A 17,604-nucleotide genomic window follows, 5' to 3' on the forward strand; every position below is an offset into this window, starting at 1 on the left:
ATCTATTAGATAATATAATCAATATAAATTTACACCCATACTAATACTGTGTTCTACTGATAAAGAAAGGTAGCCTTTTATAATGAATAAATTTCGTGAAAAATGGTCAGCAGCCTTAGCGTTTGCAATATTTCTGCATTTAGCGATATTCTTTACCTTTTATATAAACTCAAGCAAATACAGTTCAGATGATCTTGCTAATAACCAGAAAAATAGTTCGGATCACATCACTGTGACTCACACAGATAATAGCGATTCCCCACTTAAGACATCGGCCTATACCCTTACCTTAGATAAAGCTGAAACACGTCCTAAAATCGATAATAATCAGAGAAAGCACGTCACTGTCTCGGAAAAAACTATTCCTCAAGAGAGTGAAAATCAGAAAAGCAACTCTCAAAAACGTAATGAAAATGATAATTCATATTCTATAGAGCCAAGTATTGCGTCTGATAAAGACTCACAAAAAGTGGATAAAATCTTAAAAAATGAGCAAGTGAGCAAAGTGATACCTTTACGCACTATAGAGAGAGAAAATTTAGAAGATTTTGAAAACGATTATGGTCTACTGGATATAGATATCCCGACACAAAAGACTGAGATGAAAAGAAATGAGAGTTATGAGGAAAAAAAATCTGAAGTAGAAGAAATAAACAATCAACTTAGTGCTGCTATTAGTGAAGTTAAAAAGCGCAATCAGCAGAAAATCGACCAAATGCAACAACAAAAACAACTGAGCTATGCTGAAGAAAATGTAGAACCAAACTCGGTAAACTAAGTACTCATTCATGGCAAAGGGTTTATCGAGAAACGCACTGTATGCACCATACACTGCTGAATCTGCATTTTAGGATAGAAAAGTACCCATAGCATCAGAGAAAGCCTTTAAATCGTCTATACAGGCGATTAAGACGTCTTGACCCAGCAGATTTGTCGTTAATGCTATTGAGAAGCTGATTTTTCCAAGCGAGGATACCATCGATGAAAAGGTCATTGTTTGGTCACCGAGCAAATAGTCAGCGATTTTGGAACGAAAACTATAGTCAAGGAATGTTAGAATCGCTACAAGGCGACCGACCGCAGATAGTACACTGCGTACATCTACGACGGGTAACACCGTAGCGGTTTAAAAGTGCTCTGACGATACCTGCATGCAGATTCATATCTGGTTCATTAATAAAGAGCTAGCTATCGCTACTGGAGCGATAAAGTGAAAGTGAAAGTGAAAGTGAAAGTGACAAGACCATATTATTAAAAAGCTTTAAGCTAAAATTTAGACACAAAAAAACCTCAAGTAAACTAATACTTGAGGCGAAACTTGCTTAAACTTTACAGTTTAAATTCGTTTTAAATATGGCGCAGCGGACGGGACTCGAACCCGCGACCTCCGGCGTGACAGGCCGGCATTCTAACCAACTGAACTACCGCTGCTTAGGTCTCTTTAGCACTTTACCTTTATGAAGAGGCCCACTTCGCTAAATAAGTGGTGGGTGATGACGGATTCGAACCGCCGACATTCTGCGTGTAAGGCAGACGCTCTACCAACTGAGCTAATCACCCATCGAACAATTGCTATGCAATTTATTCAACATCAACTGAGCTCTTTAGTTTGTCACTAAGCTCTGCTGCTGTGGGTGTGTATTATATAGATTTACATGTGCGTGTCAAACAGTATTTACCACTTTTTGAGATATTTTATTCACTATTATGACAAGCATATGTTTTTGTTGATTTTATATTTTTATAAATGTTCAATATTTCTAGACTTCATGCTTATTTATTAGCTAGTGCTTGCTCGATATCGCTTTTTATCGCGTCAGGCTTGGTCGTTGGTGCATAACGATCAATCACTTGACCCTTACTATCGATTAAAAATTTGGTGAAATTCCATTTAATACCATCTGTCAGCAATCCGCCCTTTTGCTCTTTGAGCCATGCATAAACGGGATGAGCCTCTGCTCCGTTGACATCAATCTTTGCCATCATCGGAAAGCTGACGCCATAATTCTTTTGACAAAACGCGCCAATTTCGTCATTAGTGCCTGGATCTTGGCTACCGAATTGATTACAAGGAAAGCCAACGACGACCAATCCTTGATCTTTGTATTGCTCATATAGCGCCTCCAACCCTTCAAACTGGGGCGTAAAGCCACATTTACTCGCGGTATTAACGATTAACAATACCTTGTCTTGATAGTCAGAAAACGCTTGCGGGCTACCATCCATGCGCTCAGCCGTAAAATCATAAATAGTACTCATCATTTATCCTTAAATTGAGGTTTTTGTTGTTTTGGGTATTCATTTGACACTTTTACTTTATCAGTCATATAAGCAGCAAGTGTTATTGAAAAGGAAGCACTCTGTACTTCCCTTCCATATTACTATTACTACTATTATCTAAATACTTACTTCTCAGACTTATCTAAATCGATAGATACTGAGTTGATGCAATAGCGCATACCTGTCGTCTCACTCGGTCCATCAGGGAATACATGACCCAAATGTGCGCCGCAGTTGCTGCAAGTTACTTCTGTACGAGTCATACCTAGCGAATTATCAACGTGCTCTTCAATTGCGCTATTATCGATGCCTTGATCAAAACTTGGCCAACCGCAGCTTGCATCAAACTTATTGGTCGAATCAAATAAGCTGGCACCGCAGCCTTTACAGCGGTAAACACCGTCATCAGTCGCGTCATTATAAACACCAGTAAATGGACGCTCTGTGCCTTTCTCACGCAGTACATGATATTCGTCAGCACTCAGACGCTCTTTCCAGTCAGCTTCAGTCAATTGGCTGATTTCTTCTTTACTTAATTGATTGTCTTGCATGATTTGTCCTTATTAGAGTATCTGTTATCTCTGTCACTATTTTATCGCCATATTATTATGAAAACGATGTGCCCTATCTGTTGCTTATCGACTCACTATTCAAGGTGAATATTAGAGTCGCAATGCCTGTATTTTGGAATAAGTATGTCGTTAAATAGAATTTTATCTGATTTAAAATATATCAAATTACTTTAAAACTAGAGTGAGTAAAGATGTAATTTTGATAGGTAAACATGTATTTAGTTGACTGTCATCGTCGGGAGCGTCATACATAAAAGGAGTAATGCAAGTAAAACTTGCATTTACAAGTGTAAGTGATTTGAAAACCTCTTGCATTAAGATTAACAATGCAATAATATCTTGCATTGGCGTCTAATTAAAATCCTCAATTCATCTACTTATTAAAAAACTATCAGTTAATAAAGGCCTAAACAACCATGTCGGATGACAACAGCACCCAAGCAGCACGATTGGTACAATTACGCCGTAAGAAAGGATTCACCGCTGAGCAGCTAGCACAAGCGATGACCGCTGCTGGTGCCAAGGTGAGTCGCGGTGCTATCTCGAACTGGGAGCGTGGTACCAACGGTATCGTCTCATCCAAGCTCCCTACCCTCGCACGTATTTTGGGCTGTAGCGAAGGGTATCTGTTACGTGGTGAGCTTCACGATGAAAACTCTGATGACACATCGCCTAACAGTAATAGCCCACCTCAAGATGAAAAAATGCAAGACGCAATAACACCACAGAAAACACAAAGAAATCAGACCAAGACGCCATCAACTGCTTTCATTGATACTAATAAAAACTCACCAAACACCCTGACAAATGGTCATGCTATGAATCCGATAAAAAAATCCGATAAATTACAAAACGTTTGCTATGACATTCGTGGTCCCTTATTACAGACTGCCAATAAAATGGAAGCAGAAGGCAAACGTATATTGAAGTTGAATGTGGGCAATCCAGCGCCGTTCGGCCTAGAAGCCCCTCATGAGATTTTACGCGACGTCGCGATGAATCTATCTGAAGCCACGGGGTATTCGGACTCGCAAGGGATTTTTTCGGCACGCAAGGCTATTTTGCAGTATTACCAATCTAAAGGTCTGCTCTCGGCAGTTGATGTCCGTGACGTATATTTGGGTAACGGGGTCTCTGAGCTGATTGTCATGACCATGCAGGCGTTGATGAATGATGGCGATGAAGTGCTGATTCCGATGCCAGACTACCCGTTATGGACGGCAGCGGCTAACCTCGCTGGTGGTACTGCTGTACACTATCGCTGCAATGAAGAAGACAACTGGCACCCTGATATCGAGGACATCAAATCTAAAATCACCAGCAAAACCAAAGGCATTGTGGTTATTAACCCCAATAATCCGACAGGTTCCCTTTATAGTGATGAACTACTAAAGCAAATCATTGCAGTCGCTAAAGAGCATGACCTAATCATCATGGCCGATGAGATTTACGATCGCATTCTCTATGATGATAATGTGCATACCCCGATGAGCACTTTAACTGACGACGTTTTGGTTCTCTCATACAATGGCTTATCGAAGTCGCATCGCATTGCAGGATTTCGCTCAGGTTGGATGATGGTATCTGGTCGCAAGCAACATGCAGCGGACTTTATTGAAGGCTTGGATATGCTAGCATCCATGCGCCTTTGCTCTAACGTCCAAGGACAGTATGCGATTCAGACAGCCATGGGCGGTCACCAAAGTATGAAGGACTTAACCTCTAAGACCGGTCGGCTATATAAACAGCGCGACATGGCCGTCTCACGTCTCAATGCGATTAAAGGTATTTCTTGTACCATGCCTCAAGGCGCGTTTTATTGTTTTCCAAAGATGGATCCTGAAGTTTACCCTATCGAAGATGATATGGATTTTATGATGGACTTACTTGTCGAAGAAAACGTATTGATGGTTCAAGGCACAGGATTCAACTGGGACAAACCAGATCATTTTCGCTTGGTGTTCTTGCCAAACTTGCTTGATTTAGAAAATGCGATGGATCGCTTGGACCGCTTTTTTGCCAAAAAACGCCAGCAGTTTGGCACTGAGTAAATCTGCATCCAACATAAAAAAATGCTTATCAGCATCACGCTGATAAGCATTTTTTGGTTCTAATCCAAGCCTTATTAATGGGCTCTATAGCATTACTCTTAAAAGATATTTATCAATATGAGATAACTAATAGCAGACATTGAGGCTGCCGCCGGAAGGGTAATCACCCATGCCAGACCAATTGGTTTCATAAGCTTCCAGTTAGTGTCTCTATTGACGATACCAATGCCAAGTACTGCACCGACCAAGGTATGTGTACTTGAGACTGGCAGACCCATCGTCGATGCGCCCATCACAACGGCAGCAGCAGCCAATTCAGCTGAGAATCCAGAAGCTGGATGCATCTTCGCTAGATTGGTACCGACGGTCTGAATCACTTCTTTACCAATGAACCAAAGACCAACGATAAGAGCAACACCAAAGGTCAGCATCACAGCAGGGGGTACAGCCGCTTCGGTAGAGATACTGTTGGTACGAATGACATCCATAATCGCCGCAAAAGGACCAACTGCATTGGCAATATCGTTTGAACCATGACTAAAGGCAAATGCAGAGGCAGTAAAGACCTGCATCCAACTGAACATAATGAATGTGGCTTTGGTCAGATCTTCTTTATGCTTACCACGGATACTCTTGGTATAAATATAGGTCGCAAGCCATACTAGCGCTGAGATCATCCCCATGATCAAAAAGCCTTGCAGCGTCGTCATACCATTATTGACGTTCTTTAGACCTTTAAAGACAACCAGAGAGGCCATGACTGCACCGCCCATAGCCGCAATTATAGGTACCCATTGCTTCAATGCCTTTAGGGTATCGAGGTTACTGCGCTCGTTTTCAATCTCATAAAGCTGTTTGTAATAATCGGTCTCTAAATCTTCAACGACGCAATCATCATCTTTGTAAATTTCTTGGTCACGTAACATCGCTGAGGTATAAGCCAGCTGTTCTGATTCTGTTAGACCGTCCAAAAATTCTTTGTGGTTTTGTTTTAAGGTTTTTTTATCAGCTTTTAACTCGCCAATATGCGCCTCTGTTTTATCATTATACTCGATGATATTTTTCTTAATTTGTCCATATAATAAATAAGACAAAACACCGCCTAGTAGCGGTGATAGCACCCAGGAGATGGCGATAGTACCAATCTTGCCCCAATTCACGGTTGATAATGCCATTTCGGTACCACCTAGCGTGATACCTAATACGATGGAGCTACCAACCACGCCGCCAATAATCGCATGTGTGGTCGAAACTGGCAGACCTTTTTTGGTGGCAAATAACAGCCAAAAGGCAGCAGCAATGAGTGCTGAAAGCATGACATAAATAAACTGGTTGGGTTCGACTGCGAGGCCATCTAGATCGACAATGCCGCTTCGGATAGTATCGGTTACTTCACCACCTGCCAGCACAGCGCCTGACACTTCAAATATCGCTGCGATACCCAATGCTTGCGGGATAGTCAACGTCCCTGCACCTACTGAAGTACCAAAGGAGTTGGCGACATCGTTACCACCGATATTGAATGCCATAAAGACACCAAAAGCGGTCGCCACAATAAATAGCGTCGTTTGCTGACGCATCGTGTAATCTAGACCCCACCACAAAAAGTAACTGGTCATCGCAACCAATAAAATGGCAAAAAATAGATTTATTCTCATGGAGCCAACTGATTTAGCTGACTCTGTAGAACTGTTGCTAATACCCATACGTTGATGCGTCCTGCGTAAGCTGATTGGAATTATATGCGATTAGTAATATTGCGCAGCTATACAGGCAGGTTTTAATATCCCGCACTAAAATAGCATTATATAAAGGCGCAACGTGCTCTCTAAACAATGAACTCTTTACGTTTGTTTTGCTGCCGTATCTTAGAATCGATTGTTGCTGTTTGACGTTTGATTCAAATTATTAATACATTATCAAAAACCCATCACTCCACATGTCACAAAGCCGCAAGTGGTATTGCTAAATCATCTGATTACAGCATCTTGCGGCTTATATTTGTGGTGATGTTACTGTTTTTACCGATATCTGATACGGCAACAATATCTTTTAAATATCTGTACAAATCATACAATACACACTTATTAAGGCAATATATGACATAACAGAGACAATTGTGCCCCTATTATATTAAATATAATCACATAATGCATAATGATATTGCAAGATTTGTAACTGTGACTGTGTACTTTCAATGTCACTCTTTATCAGTGACAGATGAGATCTAGTATGTTTCACTAAACTTCACTTGGAAAAGACGGCTGACAATATAGACCGCCATTAACCTTCAATTTTAATAAAGAGCTACTGGCTTTTAGATGCTACTGACAACTGTTTAATAGCATGATCTAAAACATCCAAACGCGCTTGACGCTTCTCATTGGTGGCTATGACACACCATGGTGCATATTCAGTATCAGTACGTACCAGCATATCAGCGGCGGATTGTACGTGATCTGACCACTTATCGCGGTTACGCCAATCGTCATCAGTGAGCTTAAACTGTTTATGAGGTGTTTCTTCGCGCGCTTCAAAGCGCTTAAGCTGTTCTTTCTTATCAATCGCCAGCCAGTATTTAATAACCAACGTCCCTGCTGCGCTCAAATCCGCCTCGAAGCGGTTGATTTCATCATAAGCACGTTGCCATGCAGCATCAGTCGCAAACTGCTCAATACGCTCAACCAACACGCGCCCATACCAAGTACGATCAAAGATGGCAATACGGCTGATACGATTTGTTTGCTCGTCAGGCAGCCTTGTCCAAAAACGCCAGAGATAAGGATGCTGCGACTCGTATAGCATCGGCGCACCAATATTATAAATTTGGTATTCACGCGGATCGAGCGCTGCCACCAGTCTTTTGATAGCCCCGCCTTTGCCAGCAGCGTCCATTCCTTCAAAAGCAAAAACAATATGACGACCTTTGCGCGCACGTAGCAATTCGGCAAGACGAGCTTGTTTTTCTGCCAATGCCTCTTGATAGTCAGATTTACTGACGTCTGAGTCATCGATATCGGTTAGTAACTTGGGTATTTTTACAGGTTCAAACGGTTCCTGATCGACTTTTGACTCAAGTTTTTGCGTCTTGGACTCGGACTGACTTTTTGTTGTTTCCTTATTGTCTGTTCGACTACTTACAAGTGCAGTTTGCATCGCATGCAATACTTCATGGCAAAAATGATCGGCAGCTTGTGATTTATCCTCACCATCGATGATGATCCAGTCATCCTGTTGCCGTAACAATGTCACGGCTACTTTGTTAAACTGCGCGACAATCTCTGCATTATTCCAATCAATTTGATACAAAAACTGCGGATCGGCTTCATCGTCATTTAATCGCTCTTGCAACGTTTCAATATCAACATGAAACCAGCATTTTAGTAGTCTGGTTTGATTGGCAACGAGGTCTTGCTCAAATGCTTGCAGTTTAATAAGTTGCTGCTGTAGATACGCTTGCCATTTCGCAATCGGTAGCGCTTTGTCATTATCGGATTTTTTGTCTTCTGATTGACTATTTTTTGACGACTTATCATCGTTTTTGTTGTCTGCTGCCATACGCATGACGTTGTAAAGCAAATCAGCATACCAGTTGCCAAAATAAACCATGACATCACCATGACGTGGCAGCGCTTTAGCGTGTGCTTGCCACATCGGCTGATACGCTAAGGGACAATAACCAATAGTTGCCTCCACCTTAAGCAGCCGAGGATCTACCCACTGGCGCAACTGTTTGACAGCAGTCCCCTTGCCCGCCTGCTCCATACCATTAACCAGTACCAACAGCCCAGTTGGCTGATTGGCAGGTGGCGGCGTTTGTTGCCGTGTCGCGCGCAGAGCATATTGGGCAGTAACCAGTGCCAATCTAAGGTCATCTTTATCCATCGAAAACTGACTCAGTGGATTGGGCGTTAAGCGCTCCTCGATCACTTGCTCACTAAATTGCGCACTGACCGCTTGTGGTGCTGTAAGTTCAGTCGTATTATTATTTTTGCTCATAACTGGTATCGTCCTATGATTGAAAGCGTGTCAGCTTAATCATAGCATTCGACCAATTCAGTAAATAACGCTGCTGTGTAACAGTTTGACATTTGTATTCTGCTTTATTTTCTTTTAAGGTGAACACAATCTTGAGAGCATGTTTTAAAAGAGTCTTAAAATTATAATAAGCACCAAAAACGGCATAACTTTGACCATTTTATTCTCAACTTAATCATGATCTTTATTTTTATATAGGATTTTACGCCATGTCTGCTTTAACCGACTTACAACAGCACCTAACAAATTTCTGGGCGCTGCCACATCATCAAGACGCCGAATTGAATATCAAACTCAACGAAGTGCAAGCATGGCAACAAGCGCGACTCCAACGTACGCATAGTGAGCTGTTTGAACAGCCAAAAAACCAGCTGATGGCAGACTATTTTCTGACACAGTTATATGGTGGCGATGAGTTCAAGTTATTGGCCGAACAGTTAGAACGCATTTTGCCAAAAGCAAAAAAGCTTGAGCGTCTTGCTAAAGAGTCCGCTTTAGAAGCTGGCAGCATGGGCATCCAAGCAGCCATTTTAGCGATTGAACTAGACTTGCATTTGGCCCAATGGCTACTTGCTCAAGACTTACCAGTCACCGAAGACAATATGCTAGCCGCCTATCGTACTGTCGATGAAGAGGATGAACGCCGTGTCCAGATTGGTACTCTTAAAGACGTTTGCTACCGCACTGACAAACATCTGAACTCATTTATGCTCAAAAAAGCGTTTGCCCTAGCAAAAGGTACCGCCTATCGCTATAACTTTCAACCATTGTACGACTTCATCGATACTGGTTTTAAGGCCATGAAACCCCTCAAAAGTGTGAGCAATTTTATCGAGCCGTTTTGTGAACGTGAGCTTGAGATTATTGACGAAGTTCATGACACGGATAATGGCAGTAAGCCCTTGTCATTTGATGTATCATAGGATTGATGAGAGACTGAGTTAACTGGCAAAAACTCGTTAACGAACACAATATATACTCAAAAAACATCTCAAATAAATAATCATAAAAGTGAACAATAGGATAATGCAATGACCGATATTACCAATAATAACACTGCTCACTCTGACCAAAAGCCAGCGCTCAACACCACGACTAATGGTCATTTACAAGATAAATTGGTCAGAGACAGTATCACTCACAGTCAAAATATCACTGCACAAGTAAAAGCGCGTCAAAGTCCTGTGCCTAATGCGATGACTGATACTGGTAGTGATGCTAACGTCAAAAAAAGTAATGATTTTACGCAAGTCCAAGACTTGCCAACTGGAACGCCACAAGGCCAACAAACCACTATGTCAAACAACCCTACAAACAATAGCGCCGCTGCACAAGAGCAGACCGCTAAGCAAACGCTTTTTAACCAGCGTGATGACATTAATAACCCGCACACACTCGACACTGACGGTAATGAGCAAACGCATTTCGGTTATAAAACAGTCAATAAAGCAGAAAAACAAGCACGTGTTGCCGACGTTTTTACCTCAGTCGCCAAAAAATACGACATTATGAATGACTTGATGTCCTTTGGTATTCATCGCTTATGGAAGCGTTATGCGATTAGCTTATCAGGCGTACGTGCGGGTCAGCATGTGCTCGATATCGCTGGCGGTACGGGTGATTTGGCCAAAGTCTTTAGCCGTGAAGTCGGTCGCAACGGTAAAGTCGTGTTATCTGATATCAATGCGGCAATGTTAGAAGTTGGTCGTGAGCGCTTGATTAATGCTGGCTGCAATAATGTCGATTTTGTACTTGCCAATGCGGAAACATTAGCACCATTTGATGACAATAGCTTTGATTTGCTTACTATCAGCTTTGGTCTGCGTAATGTCACGGACAAAGATGCTGCTCTAAAATCTATGTATCGCGTGCTAAAACCAGGTGGTCGCTTATTGATTCTAGAGTTCTCAAAACCTGTGTTTGAGCCATTATCGAAAGCCTACGATTTATATTCATTTACCGCCTTACCGATCATGGGTAAGCTGATTGCTAATGATGCTGAAAGTTACCAATATTTGGCTGAATCGATTCGTATGCATCCTGATCAGCAAACGCTGAAGCAAATGATGCAACAAGCGGGCTTTGAAAATTGTGATTATCATAACCTTACTGCTGGTATCGTCGCCGTGCATCGTGGCTTTAAAGCATAACGATAAAAGAAAAATACTAACACCCAATAGTCGTAACCACTGACCCTGATAAACCATGCGCTTTTCTAAAGGCGCTCAATTAAATATGCGAGAGCCTTATGCTGACTGTGTTACTTTTAGCTGGTGCCGAAAAGCTGATTAACCTTGCCATTGCTAGCGATGAAATCACCAAATCAGGTCTAGCACCATTGGCTGGCAAAGTGTTACGGCTGAATATGAAGTCGCCTGAGATTGATTTGGATGTGTTATTCACCCATGAACGTTTGCGTTTTGAGCCCGTCACGACTGACAGTGTGTTTGAGCCAAGTGGCCGCATGAGTGAACGCCAAAAAGCGAGTATGGAGCGCGCACGTATCGGTCACAGTCGACCCGATTGTGTCATTACCGTAGACAACCCAGCCCAGCTGCTCAATCTAATGCGAGGCACTGAAGGTAACTTGCCTATCGCTGGTGATTATAAAGTGCTGATGCAACTGAAACAGTTGGTGGCAGGTTTTGACCCAGATGTCGCTGGCCAGTTAGAACCCTTCATCGGAAAACCGATGGCGAGTCAGTTGCATCTGCTCATATCACAGCTGAAAGGCAGTTGGCGTCATAGTGCCAAACGTGCTTTTAATGATGTCAGCGACTGGGCCAATGATGTGGCGGGCAACAGTGTCCCTGACCCCGTTGAGCTGGAAGAAGTAAATGATCTTAAGCAACAACTGCTAAAGCTGCGTGCTGATGTCGAACGTGAAGAGGCCAAACTTGCTGCTATCAAAGAGGAGCAGGCACGTTTTATCAATAATTCGTTCCATCAATAACCCGTTTAATTAATAACAAGCAAACATTATTAGTTAAACGGGTTATTGATCACATTATCTATAGATAAGCACAGCGTCTACCTTATTTTTGACTTTCTCTAGAGTACCTATACCTCATGCTATTATCCCATCGCGCCCGTTTACTTGAGCTTTGGCGTATCGCCGCAATATATCGCATTGATACGCACTTTTCTATTGAAGAGGCGCCACAGCTGCAACCTTTAGCACGTTTAATTCGCTTGCATCCAGCTGCTTGGGGTAAAAAACATCAGCCAAACGCTATTAAATACGCGCTTGAGGACATGGGTACGCTGTTTTTAAAATTAGGCCAACTACTGTCAACACGTCGTGATTTGGTACCGCCTGAGATTATTGCTCAACTGGTTCAGCTACAAGACAAGGTTAAACCATTTAACTCTGATGTGGCCATTACCCAAATCCAAGACCCTAAGCATGGTCTTGGGCAGTCTATTGGCACATTGTTCGCACGCTTTGATGTCAAACCGCTAGCGGCCGCCTCTATCGCCCAAGTACACACTGCCGCCCTGCATGATGGTCGTGAAGTCGTCATAAAGGTGGTTCGTCCCGATATCCGCACCACGATTGTTTCTGACTTTGAGCTACTGCGTGAATTGGCAAGCTGGGCATCCGCTCGTATTGAAGCGGCGCGTGCCGTACATATTATCGATATTGTCGAGGATTATCGGCAAGTCATGCTTAACGAGCTAGATTTGATGTTAGAGGCAGACAATACCACCCAGATGCGCAATAACTTCTTAGGTTCAGCATTGATGTATGTGCCTGAAGTGTATGATGCTGCCAAAAATGTGATGGTGATGGAGCGTATCCAAGGTGTCCCCATCTCGCAGGTTGAAGTCTTTGACCAGCTAGGCTATGACCGTGCAGCACTGGCAAAAAAAGGTCTAACGATATTTTTCACCCAAGTCTTTCGTGATAATTTCTTTCATGCTGATATGCATCCAGGCAATGTATTCGTAGAGACCCCGCCTGTGCAAACACTACATGCAGGTATGGCAGCGGTCGACTTGGGTCATGAGCCACGTTACATCGGACTTGATTGCGCCATCATGGGCACCTTATCAAAAGACGATCAGCTCATTGTCGCGAGGATGTTATTGGCGGTTATGAATGACAACTTTACCGCAATGGTTGATATCGTTAGCCGAGCCGGTTGGATACCACCAAATGCAGATAAGCATGCGTTGATGCGTGATATGAAACGCACCGTCGGCCCTATGCTACAAAAATCCATTAATGACATCGACTTTGCTGGCGTATTGATGCAGATTTTGGATATCGCACGTCGCCATCATATGAGTATCCCGCCACAGCTGATGCTATTGCTAAAGACATTAGTACACGTTGAAGGCCTCGGTCGCGACTTGTATCCTGACCTTGATATTTGGTCACTTGCCAAGCCCATTCTAAGCAGCTGGATCAAAGAACAGCTAGACCCGATGCGTAATCTACAGCAACTACGCCAGCAATTACCTGAAATGTTACTGTCTACAACTGATATTCCAAAACTGCTAGATCAAGGCTTACAAAGTCTTGCCTCACAAGGCTCACGCCAAGACAGCCAACTACGTGAAATACAGCAAATTCGCGCGGACATGCTTAACGATCGCCGCCGTGATTGGCTAGCACTTGCAGGCTTTGCTATTTTCATTGCCATTGCAACGCAAGTCGTCGGTTGGCTATCACCTATATTTTATATACTGGCTGTCTTGGTAGTTGTTTGGCGAATTTTAGCTTAGAGACCAACTTTATCTTTTATTTACTTAGTTCAGAAAAAGCCTCGTAACTCGAGACTCAAACAAAAAAATGCGCCTGCTTTTAATGAGAAGCAGGCGCATTTTTTATGCTAAATACTGATTACTATAACATTTGGTCAATCGCCATTTGAGTCAATACACGACCACGTGCCGTACGCAACACATAGCCTTGCTGAATCAAATAAGGCTCAATCACGTCCTCAAGTGTACCGCGATCCTCTGCCATAGCAGCTGCTACCGCTTCGACACCAGCGGGACCACCATCAAAACGCTCATGTAGTATCTCGATATAACGTCTATCTAAATGATCGAGACCACGTCTATCAACAGCTAGCATATCTAGCGCACTACCCGCAATCGCCCCATTGATACTGCCATCTCCCCTGACCTCCGCATAATCGCGCACACGGCGTAGTAACCGATTGGCTATCCTCGGTGTACCACGCGCCCGACGAGCAATCTCTACCGCACCATCTTCACTCATAGGCACACGCATCAAGCGGGCGGCACGGCTAACAATCGTGGTCAGATCGGCGATATTATAAAACTCTAGCCGCTGTACGATACCAAAGCGATCACGTAGTGGTGAGGTCAATAATCCTGCTCTGGTCGTTGCCGCAACCAAGGTAAACGGTGGTAAATCAAGCTTGATAGAACGGGCAGCTGGCCCTTCACCGATCATGATATCTAGCTGAAAATCTTCCATGGCTGGGTAAAGTATTTCTTCAATGACCGAACTCAAACGGTGAATCTCATCAATAAATAGTACGTCACCCTCCTCCAAATTGGTCAGCATGGCCGCCAAATCACCTGGACGCTCGAGGACAGGCCCTGAGGTCGAGCGTAAGTTACCGCCCATTTCACGAGCAATGATATTGGCAAGCGTTGTTTTACCCAACCCTGGTGGACCAAAAATGAGCGTATGATCCAATGGCTCGCCACGACCGCGTGCCGCGCCAATAAATACTTCCATCTGCTCACGCACCACCGGCTGACCAATATATTCAGCCAACAGTGCTGGTCGAATATTGGAATCAGGCGCATCCCCTGCGCCTTCTAGCGGATTAATCAAACGATCTTGCATCATAGTTTTTATCATTATATTAAAAAATTAGGTAATAAATAGCATAACCAAACGCCACCTATAAGTCATGCAAAACATCAACAGTTATATACCAAAACGAAAATAAGCGACAATTAATGTCGCTTATTTGTTTGATACTGACTGATGTAACCATTAATAGCAGTTGGAGTAAAAACTACTTAAACGTTGATAGCTGCTGTAATGTGGCTTTTAACAATCCTTGTGTATCTTCAAAGATGCCACCGTTACTTTTGGCAGCTTTGATGGCTTGCTGAGCTTCTTTTTCTTTATAGCCCAAACTAATCAGAGCGCCTTCTACTTCGGCGATGATATTGTCTTCGGCAGAAATCTCAGCTGGCTGCATAGCAAACTCTAAATTACTATTATCCACTTCGATATTTTTTAGCTTATCTTTTAGCTCAATCAATAACCGTTGCGCGGTCTTTTTGCCAATACCTGGAATACGAGTCAATGCGGTTTCAGAGTCTTGCTCGACGTGCATTTTTAGCTCAGCTGCTGACATTGCAGACAGCATCGCTAGTGCCATTTTTGCACCAACACCGTTGATTTTAATCAACTGACGAAAGACATCACGCTCTTTGCGGTCAATAAAACCATAGAGCAACTGCGCATCTTCACGCACATGGAAATGCGTCCAAATGCTTGCCTGCTCATTGAGATGTAGCTGACAAAATGAAGGCAATGGCAGCTCAATATCATAACCCACACCAGAGGTCGTCATGATACAGGCGGTTGGTGCCATTAAGTATTGCACTTGTCCGGTAATCAATCCAATCATCACTCACTACCTCTTACATAGGCCATCGTATAAATAACATCAGCTACCATTTTTTGTCTGCGACGCTTGTTCAAAAAAATAACCTTACTGGTAAAAATTCACCATACCTTCAAGGCTCGTTGGACGAATTTTATGCGCTTGACCTGCAGAACCAAAAGCTTCAAAACGATTGGTGCAGATATCTGACATTGCGACCATAGATGCTTTGAAGTATTTACGTGGATCAAACTCGCTCGGATTTTCTGCAAGAAATTTACGGATAGCACCTGTTGAGGCCAAGCGTAAATCGGTATCGATATTGACTTTACGTACCCCGTGCTTGATCGCTTCGACGATCTGCTCAACTGGCACACCATAAGTTTCGCCGATATCACCACCATTCTCATTGATGATTTTTAGCCATTCTTGTGGCACTGATGATGAACCATGCATCACCAAATGCGTGTTAGGAATACGAGCATGAATCTCTTTTACGCGCTCAATAGATAAGATGTCACCTGTAGGTGGACGCGTAAATTTATAAGCGCCATGGCTAGTACCAATAGCAATGGCTAGCGCGTCGACATTGGTGTCTTTTACAAATTGTTCGGCTTCGTCAGCACTGGTCAATAGTTGCTCATGATCCAATACGCCTTCAGCGCCAGAGCCATCTTCTTCGCCTGCCATACCAGTCTCAAGACTACCTAAACAACCGATTTCGCCTTCTACAGAAACACCGCAAGCATGTGCCATTTTGACGACTTCACGAGTAACGCTAGCATTGTAATCGTAATCCATTGGCGTTTTGCCATCTTCACCAAGCGAGCCGTCCATCATCACTGATGAAAAACCAAGCTGAATTGAACGCTGGCAAATCGCTGGTGACATACCATGATCTTGATGCATAACTACTGGAATATGTGGCCACTCTTCGATAGCGGCAATGATCAAATGACGCAAAAACGCTGACCCTGCATAGTTACGTGCGCCTGCGCTGGCTTGTACGATGACAGGTGATTCACAAGCATCCGCAGCCATCATGATTGCACGCATTTGCTCTAAATTATTGACGTTATAAGCAGGAACACCATAGCTGTGTTCAGCGGCATGATCTAGAAGTTGACGTAAGGATATTAGGGCCATAAGACGCTCTCTGATTAGATTTTGAATAGTATTTAAAAAAGCTTTATAACGATCATCCCAATGTGCAGAAGACCATACTAACGGTATAGAAAGTAATAAAAGCCCAAAATATTTTGGGTGTGAACGCTACGCGGTGATTATAGCAAAAATTGTTCCGTCTTCGTAGCAGTTGCCCGACTATTTGTCAGTCTACACGTCCCTTCACGTGAGTTTGATTATTATCAACTATAACACTGACACACAACGCAAAAAGCCTTGGTAATCACCAAGGCTTTTCTAGTATTTTGAGGGCTTATAAAGCAACTATCAATTAAAGCAATTATCAATGCTCGCTACTCATTTAGTGCCTCGTCCTATCAATCGATAGCACGTCACCGAATCAATAACTGACTTGCTCAGTACGATTATTAGTACTGTTGCTCTGCTTCTACTGCGTTTTCACTGGCTTTATCTTCAACAGCAGATGCGCCATCGGCAACCACTTCAGCAGTATTGGCAACGGCTTCATTTGCGCCGACCACAACCGCTTCACCCGTGTTTTCTAGTGCATTTGTAGCGGCAACACCAGCAGTGTCAGCGCCTTCAGCAACTTCGGTACCAGCGTTTTGTGCGGCAACTTCAGCTTCAGCAGCAGCAGCTTCTGTTTCAACAGCAGCAGCGTCAGCGTTAGCAGCAGTGTCTTCAGCAGCAGAATCAGCAGCAGCTTCAGTTTTATCTTGTGTTTCTTGGCTACATGCAGTGATTGCAAAAGTACCAGCAAGTACGCTAGCAAGTAACAAATGACGTTTTAACATAATAAACCTCTCGTAAATAAAGCATGTCAAAATACATGGTTGCGCTATTCTATAGGCAGTAAATAAGACATGCAATAATAATTTTCAGTATAAAAACAAATAATTACTACTTGAT

General features: G+C 43.0%; 14 protein-coding genes and 2 tRNA genes. 6 read left to right on the forward strand and 10 right to left on the reverse strand.

Annotated features, from left to right (window positions below; translation table 11 throughout):
• Window positions 1-82 precede the first annotated feature (82 nt).
• Window positions 83-778: a hypothetical protein gene (locus tag JMY08_RS09340; RefSeq protein WP_201593028.1), complete on the forward strand. Its 696-nt coding sequence runs from the start codon at window positions 83-85 to the stop codon at window positions 776-778.
• Window positions 779-1,354: 576 nt separating this feature from the next.
• On the opposite strand, the gene JMY08_RS09345 is transcribed toward JMY08_RS09340, so the two are convergent.
• The 4 genes from JMY08_RS09345 to msrB form a co-directional block, all read right to left on the reverse strand.
• A tRNA-Asp gene (locus JMY08_RS09345) sits at window positions 1,355-1,431 on the reverse strand.
• A gap of 53 nt (window positions 1,432-1,484) precedes the next feature.
• Window positions 1,485-1,560, reverse strand: a tRNA-Val gene (locus tag JMY08_RS09350).
• 213 nt (window positions 1,561-1,773) lie between these two features.
• Window positions 1,774-2,259 carry a glutathione peroxidase gene (locus JMY08_RS09355; RefSeq protein ID WP_201593029.1) on the reverse strand — a complete coding sequence of 162 codons (486 nt, stop codon included), beginning with the start codon at window positions 2,257-2,259 and terminating at the stop codon, window positions 1,774-1,776.
• Between the two features lie 146 nt (window positions 2,260-2,405).
• Entirely contained in the window at window positions 2,406-2,831 is a 426-nt protein-coding gene (gene msrB / locus JMY08_RS09360) for a peptide-methionine (R)-S-oxide reductase MsrB (protein WP_010199314.1), read from the reverse strand.
• A 437-nt stretch (window positions 2,832-3,268) separates the two neighbouring features.
• On the opposite strand from msrB, the gene JMY08_RS09365 reads away from it, so the two are divergent.
• Entirely contained in the window at window positions 3,269-4,903 is a 1,635-nt protein-coding gene (locus tag JMY08_RS09365; protein ID WP_201593030.1) for an aminotransferase class I/II-fold pyridoxal phosphate-dependent enzyme, read from the forward strand.
• A 98-nt stretch (window positions 4,904-5,001) separates the two neighbouring features.
• Here the strand turns inward: JMY08_RS09365 and JMY08_RS09370 are convergent, their stop codons facing one another.
• Window positions 5,002-6,609 carry an inorganic phosphate transporter gene (locus JMY08_RS09370; protein ID WP_194620170.1) on the reverse strand — a complete coding sequence of 536 codons (1,608 nt, stop codon included), beginning with the start codon at window positions 6,607-6,609 and terminating at the stop codon, window positions 5,002-5,004.
• A 601-nt stretch (window positions 6,610-7,210) separates the two neighbouring features.
• Window positions 7,211-8,902 (reverse strand): ATPase, encoded by a 1,692-nt coding sequence (locus JMY08_RS09375; protein ID WP_201593031.1) that lies wholly within the window; start codon window positions 8,900-8,902, stop codon window positions 7,211-7,213.
• Window positions 8,903-9,150: 248 nt separating this feature from the next.
• On the opposite strand from JMY08_RS09375, the gene JMY08_RS09380 reads away from it, so the two are divergent.
• The 4 genes from JMY08_RS09380 (at window position 9,151) to JMY08_RS09395 (ending at window position 13,672) form a co-directional block, all read left to right on the forward strand.
• Entirely contained in the window at window positions 9,151-9,864 is a 714-nt protein-coding gene (locus tag JMY08_RS09380; protein ID WP_201593032.1) for an FFLEELY motif protein, read from the forward strand.
• Window positions 9,865-10,236: 372 nt separating this feature from the next.
• Window positions 10,237-11,091 (forward strand): bifunctional demethylmenaquinone methyltransferase/2-methoxy-6-polyprenyl-1,4-benzoquinol methylase UbiE, encoded by an 855-nt coding sequence (gene ubiE, locus JMY08_RS09385; protein ID WP_413786695.1) that lies wholly within the window; start codon window positions 10,237-10,239, stop codon window positions 11,089-11,091.
• Window positions 11,092-11,189: 98 nt separating this feature from the next.
• A complete protein-coding gene (locus JMY08_RS09390) occupies window positions 11,190-11,894 on the forward strand; it encodes an SCP2 domain-containing protein (RefSeq protein WP_194620178.1) in 705 nt (234 codons plus the stop codon).
• A gap of 116 nt (window positions 11,895-12,010) precedes the next feature.
• Entirely contained in the window at window positions 12,011-13,672 is a 1,662-nt protein-coding gene (locus tag JMY08_RS09395) for an ABC1 kinase family protein (protein WP_201593034.1), read from the forward strand.
• A 121-nt stretch (window positions 13,673-13,793) separates the two neighbouring features.
• On the opposite strand, the gene ruvB is transcribed toward JMY08_RS09395, so the two are convergent.
• From ruvB to JMY08_RS09415, 4 genes are all read right to left on the reverse strand, one after another.
• Window positions 13,794-14,774 carry a Holliday junction branch migration DNA helicase RuvB gene (gene ruvB, locus JMY08_RS09400; RefSeq protein ID WP_026037210.1) on the reverse strand — a complete coding sequence of 327 codons (981 nt, stop codon included), beginning with the start codon at window positions 14,772-14,774 and terminating at the stop codon, window positions 13,794-13,796.
• Window positions 14,775-14,949: 175 nt separating this feature from the next.
• Window positions 14,950-15,573 (reverse strand): Holliday junction branch migration protein RuvA, encoded by a 624-nt coding sequence (ruvA, locus tag JMY08_RS09405; protein WP_201593036.1) that lies wholly within the window; start codon window positions 15,571-15,573, stop codon window positions 14,950-14,952.
• An 84-nt stretch (window positions 15,574-15,657) separates the two neighbouring features.
• Window positions 15,658-16,695, reverse strand: coding sequence for a class II fructose-bisphosphate aldolase (gene fba, locus JMY08_RS09410; RefSeq protein WP_201593038.1), 1,038 nt, complete (start codon window positions 16,693-16,695; stop codon window positions 15,658-15,660).
• A gap of 407 nt (window positions 16,696-17,102) precedes the next feature.
• Entirely contained in the window at window positions 17,103-17,489 is a 387-nt protein-coding gene (locus tag JMY08_RS09415; protein ID WP_201593040.1) for a hypothetical protein, read from the reverse strand.
• Window positions 17,490-17,604: the final 115 nt, after the last annotated feature.

It is taken from the genome of Psychrobacter sp. Pi2-51 (genome assembly GCF_904846665.1).
Lineage (GTDB): Bacteria > Pseudomonadota > Gammaproteobacteria > Pseudomonadales > Moraxellaceae > Psychrobacter > Psychrobacter glaciei.

Bases quoted from the DNA above. Each gene is read 5' to 3' on its own strand.
- JMY08_RS09340 (WP_201593028.1), top strand. From the start codon at position 83: ATGAATAAATTTCGTGAAAAATGGTCAGCAGCCTTAGCGTTTGCAATA.
- JMY08_RS09355 (WP_201593029.1), bottom strand. From the start codon at position 2,259: ATGAGTACTATTTATGATTTTACGGCTGAGCGCATGGATGGTAGCCCG.
- msrB (WP_010199314.1), bottom strand. From the start codon at position 2,831: ATGCAAGACAATCAATTAAGTAAAGAAGAAATCAGCCAATTGACTGAA.
- JMY08_RS09365 (WP_201593030.1), top strand. From the start codon at position 3,269: ATGTCGGATGACAACAGCACCCAAGCAGCACGATTGGTACAATTACGC.
- JMY08_RS09370 (WP_194620170.1), bottom strand. From the start codon at position 6,609: ATGGGTATTAGCAACAGTTCTACAGAGTCAGCTAAATCAGTTGGCTCC.
- JMY08_RS09375 (WP_201593031.1), bottom strand. From the start codon at position 8,902: ATGAGCAAAAATAATAATACGACTGAACTTACAGCACCACAAGCGGTC.
- JMY08_RS09380 (WP_201593032.1), top strand. From the start codon at position 9,151: ATGTCTGCTTTAACCGACTTACAACAGCACCTAACAAATTTCTGGGCG.
- ubiE (WP_413786695.1), top strand. From the start codon at position 10,237: ATGTCAAACAACCCTACAAACAATAGCGCCGCTGCACAAGAGCAGACC.
- JMY08_RS09390 (WP_194620178.1), top strand. From the start codon at position 11,190: ATGCTGACTGTGTTACTTTTAGCTGGTGCCGAAAAGCTGATTAACCTT.
- JMY08_RS09395 (WP_201593034.1), top strand. From the start codon at position 12,011: ATGCTATTATCCCATCGCGCCCGTTTACTTGAGCTTTGGCGTATCGCC.
- ruvB (WP_026037210.1), bottom strand. From the start codon at position 14,774: ATGCAAGATCGTTTGATTAATCCGCTAGAAGGCGCAGGGGATGCGCCT.
- ruvA (WP_201593036.1), bottom strand. From the start codon at position 15,573: ATGATTGGATTGATTACCGGACAAGTGCAATACTTAATGGCACCAACC.
- fba (WP_201593038.1), bottom strand. From the start codon at position 16,695: ATGGCCCTAATATCCTTACGTCAACTTCTAGATCATGCCGCTGAACAC.
- JMY08_RS09415 (WP_201593040.1), bottom strand. From the start codon at position 17,489: ATGTTAAAACGTCATTTGTTACTTGCTAGCGTACTTGCTGGTACTTTT.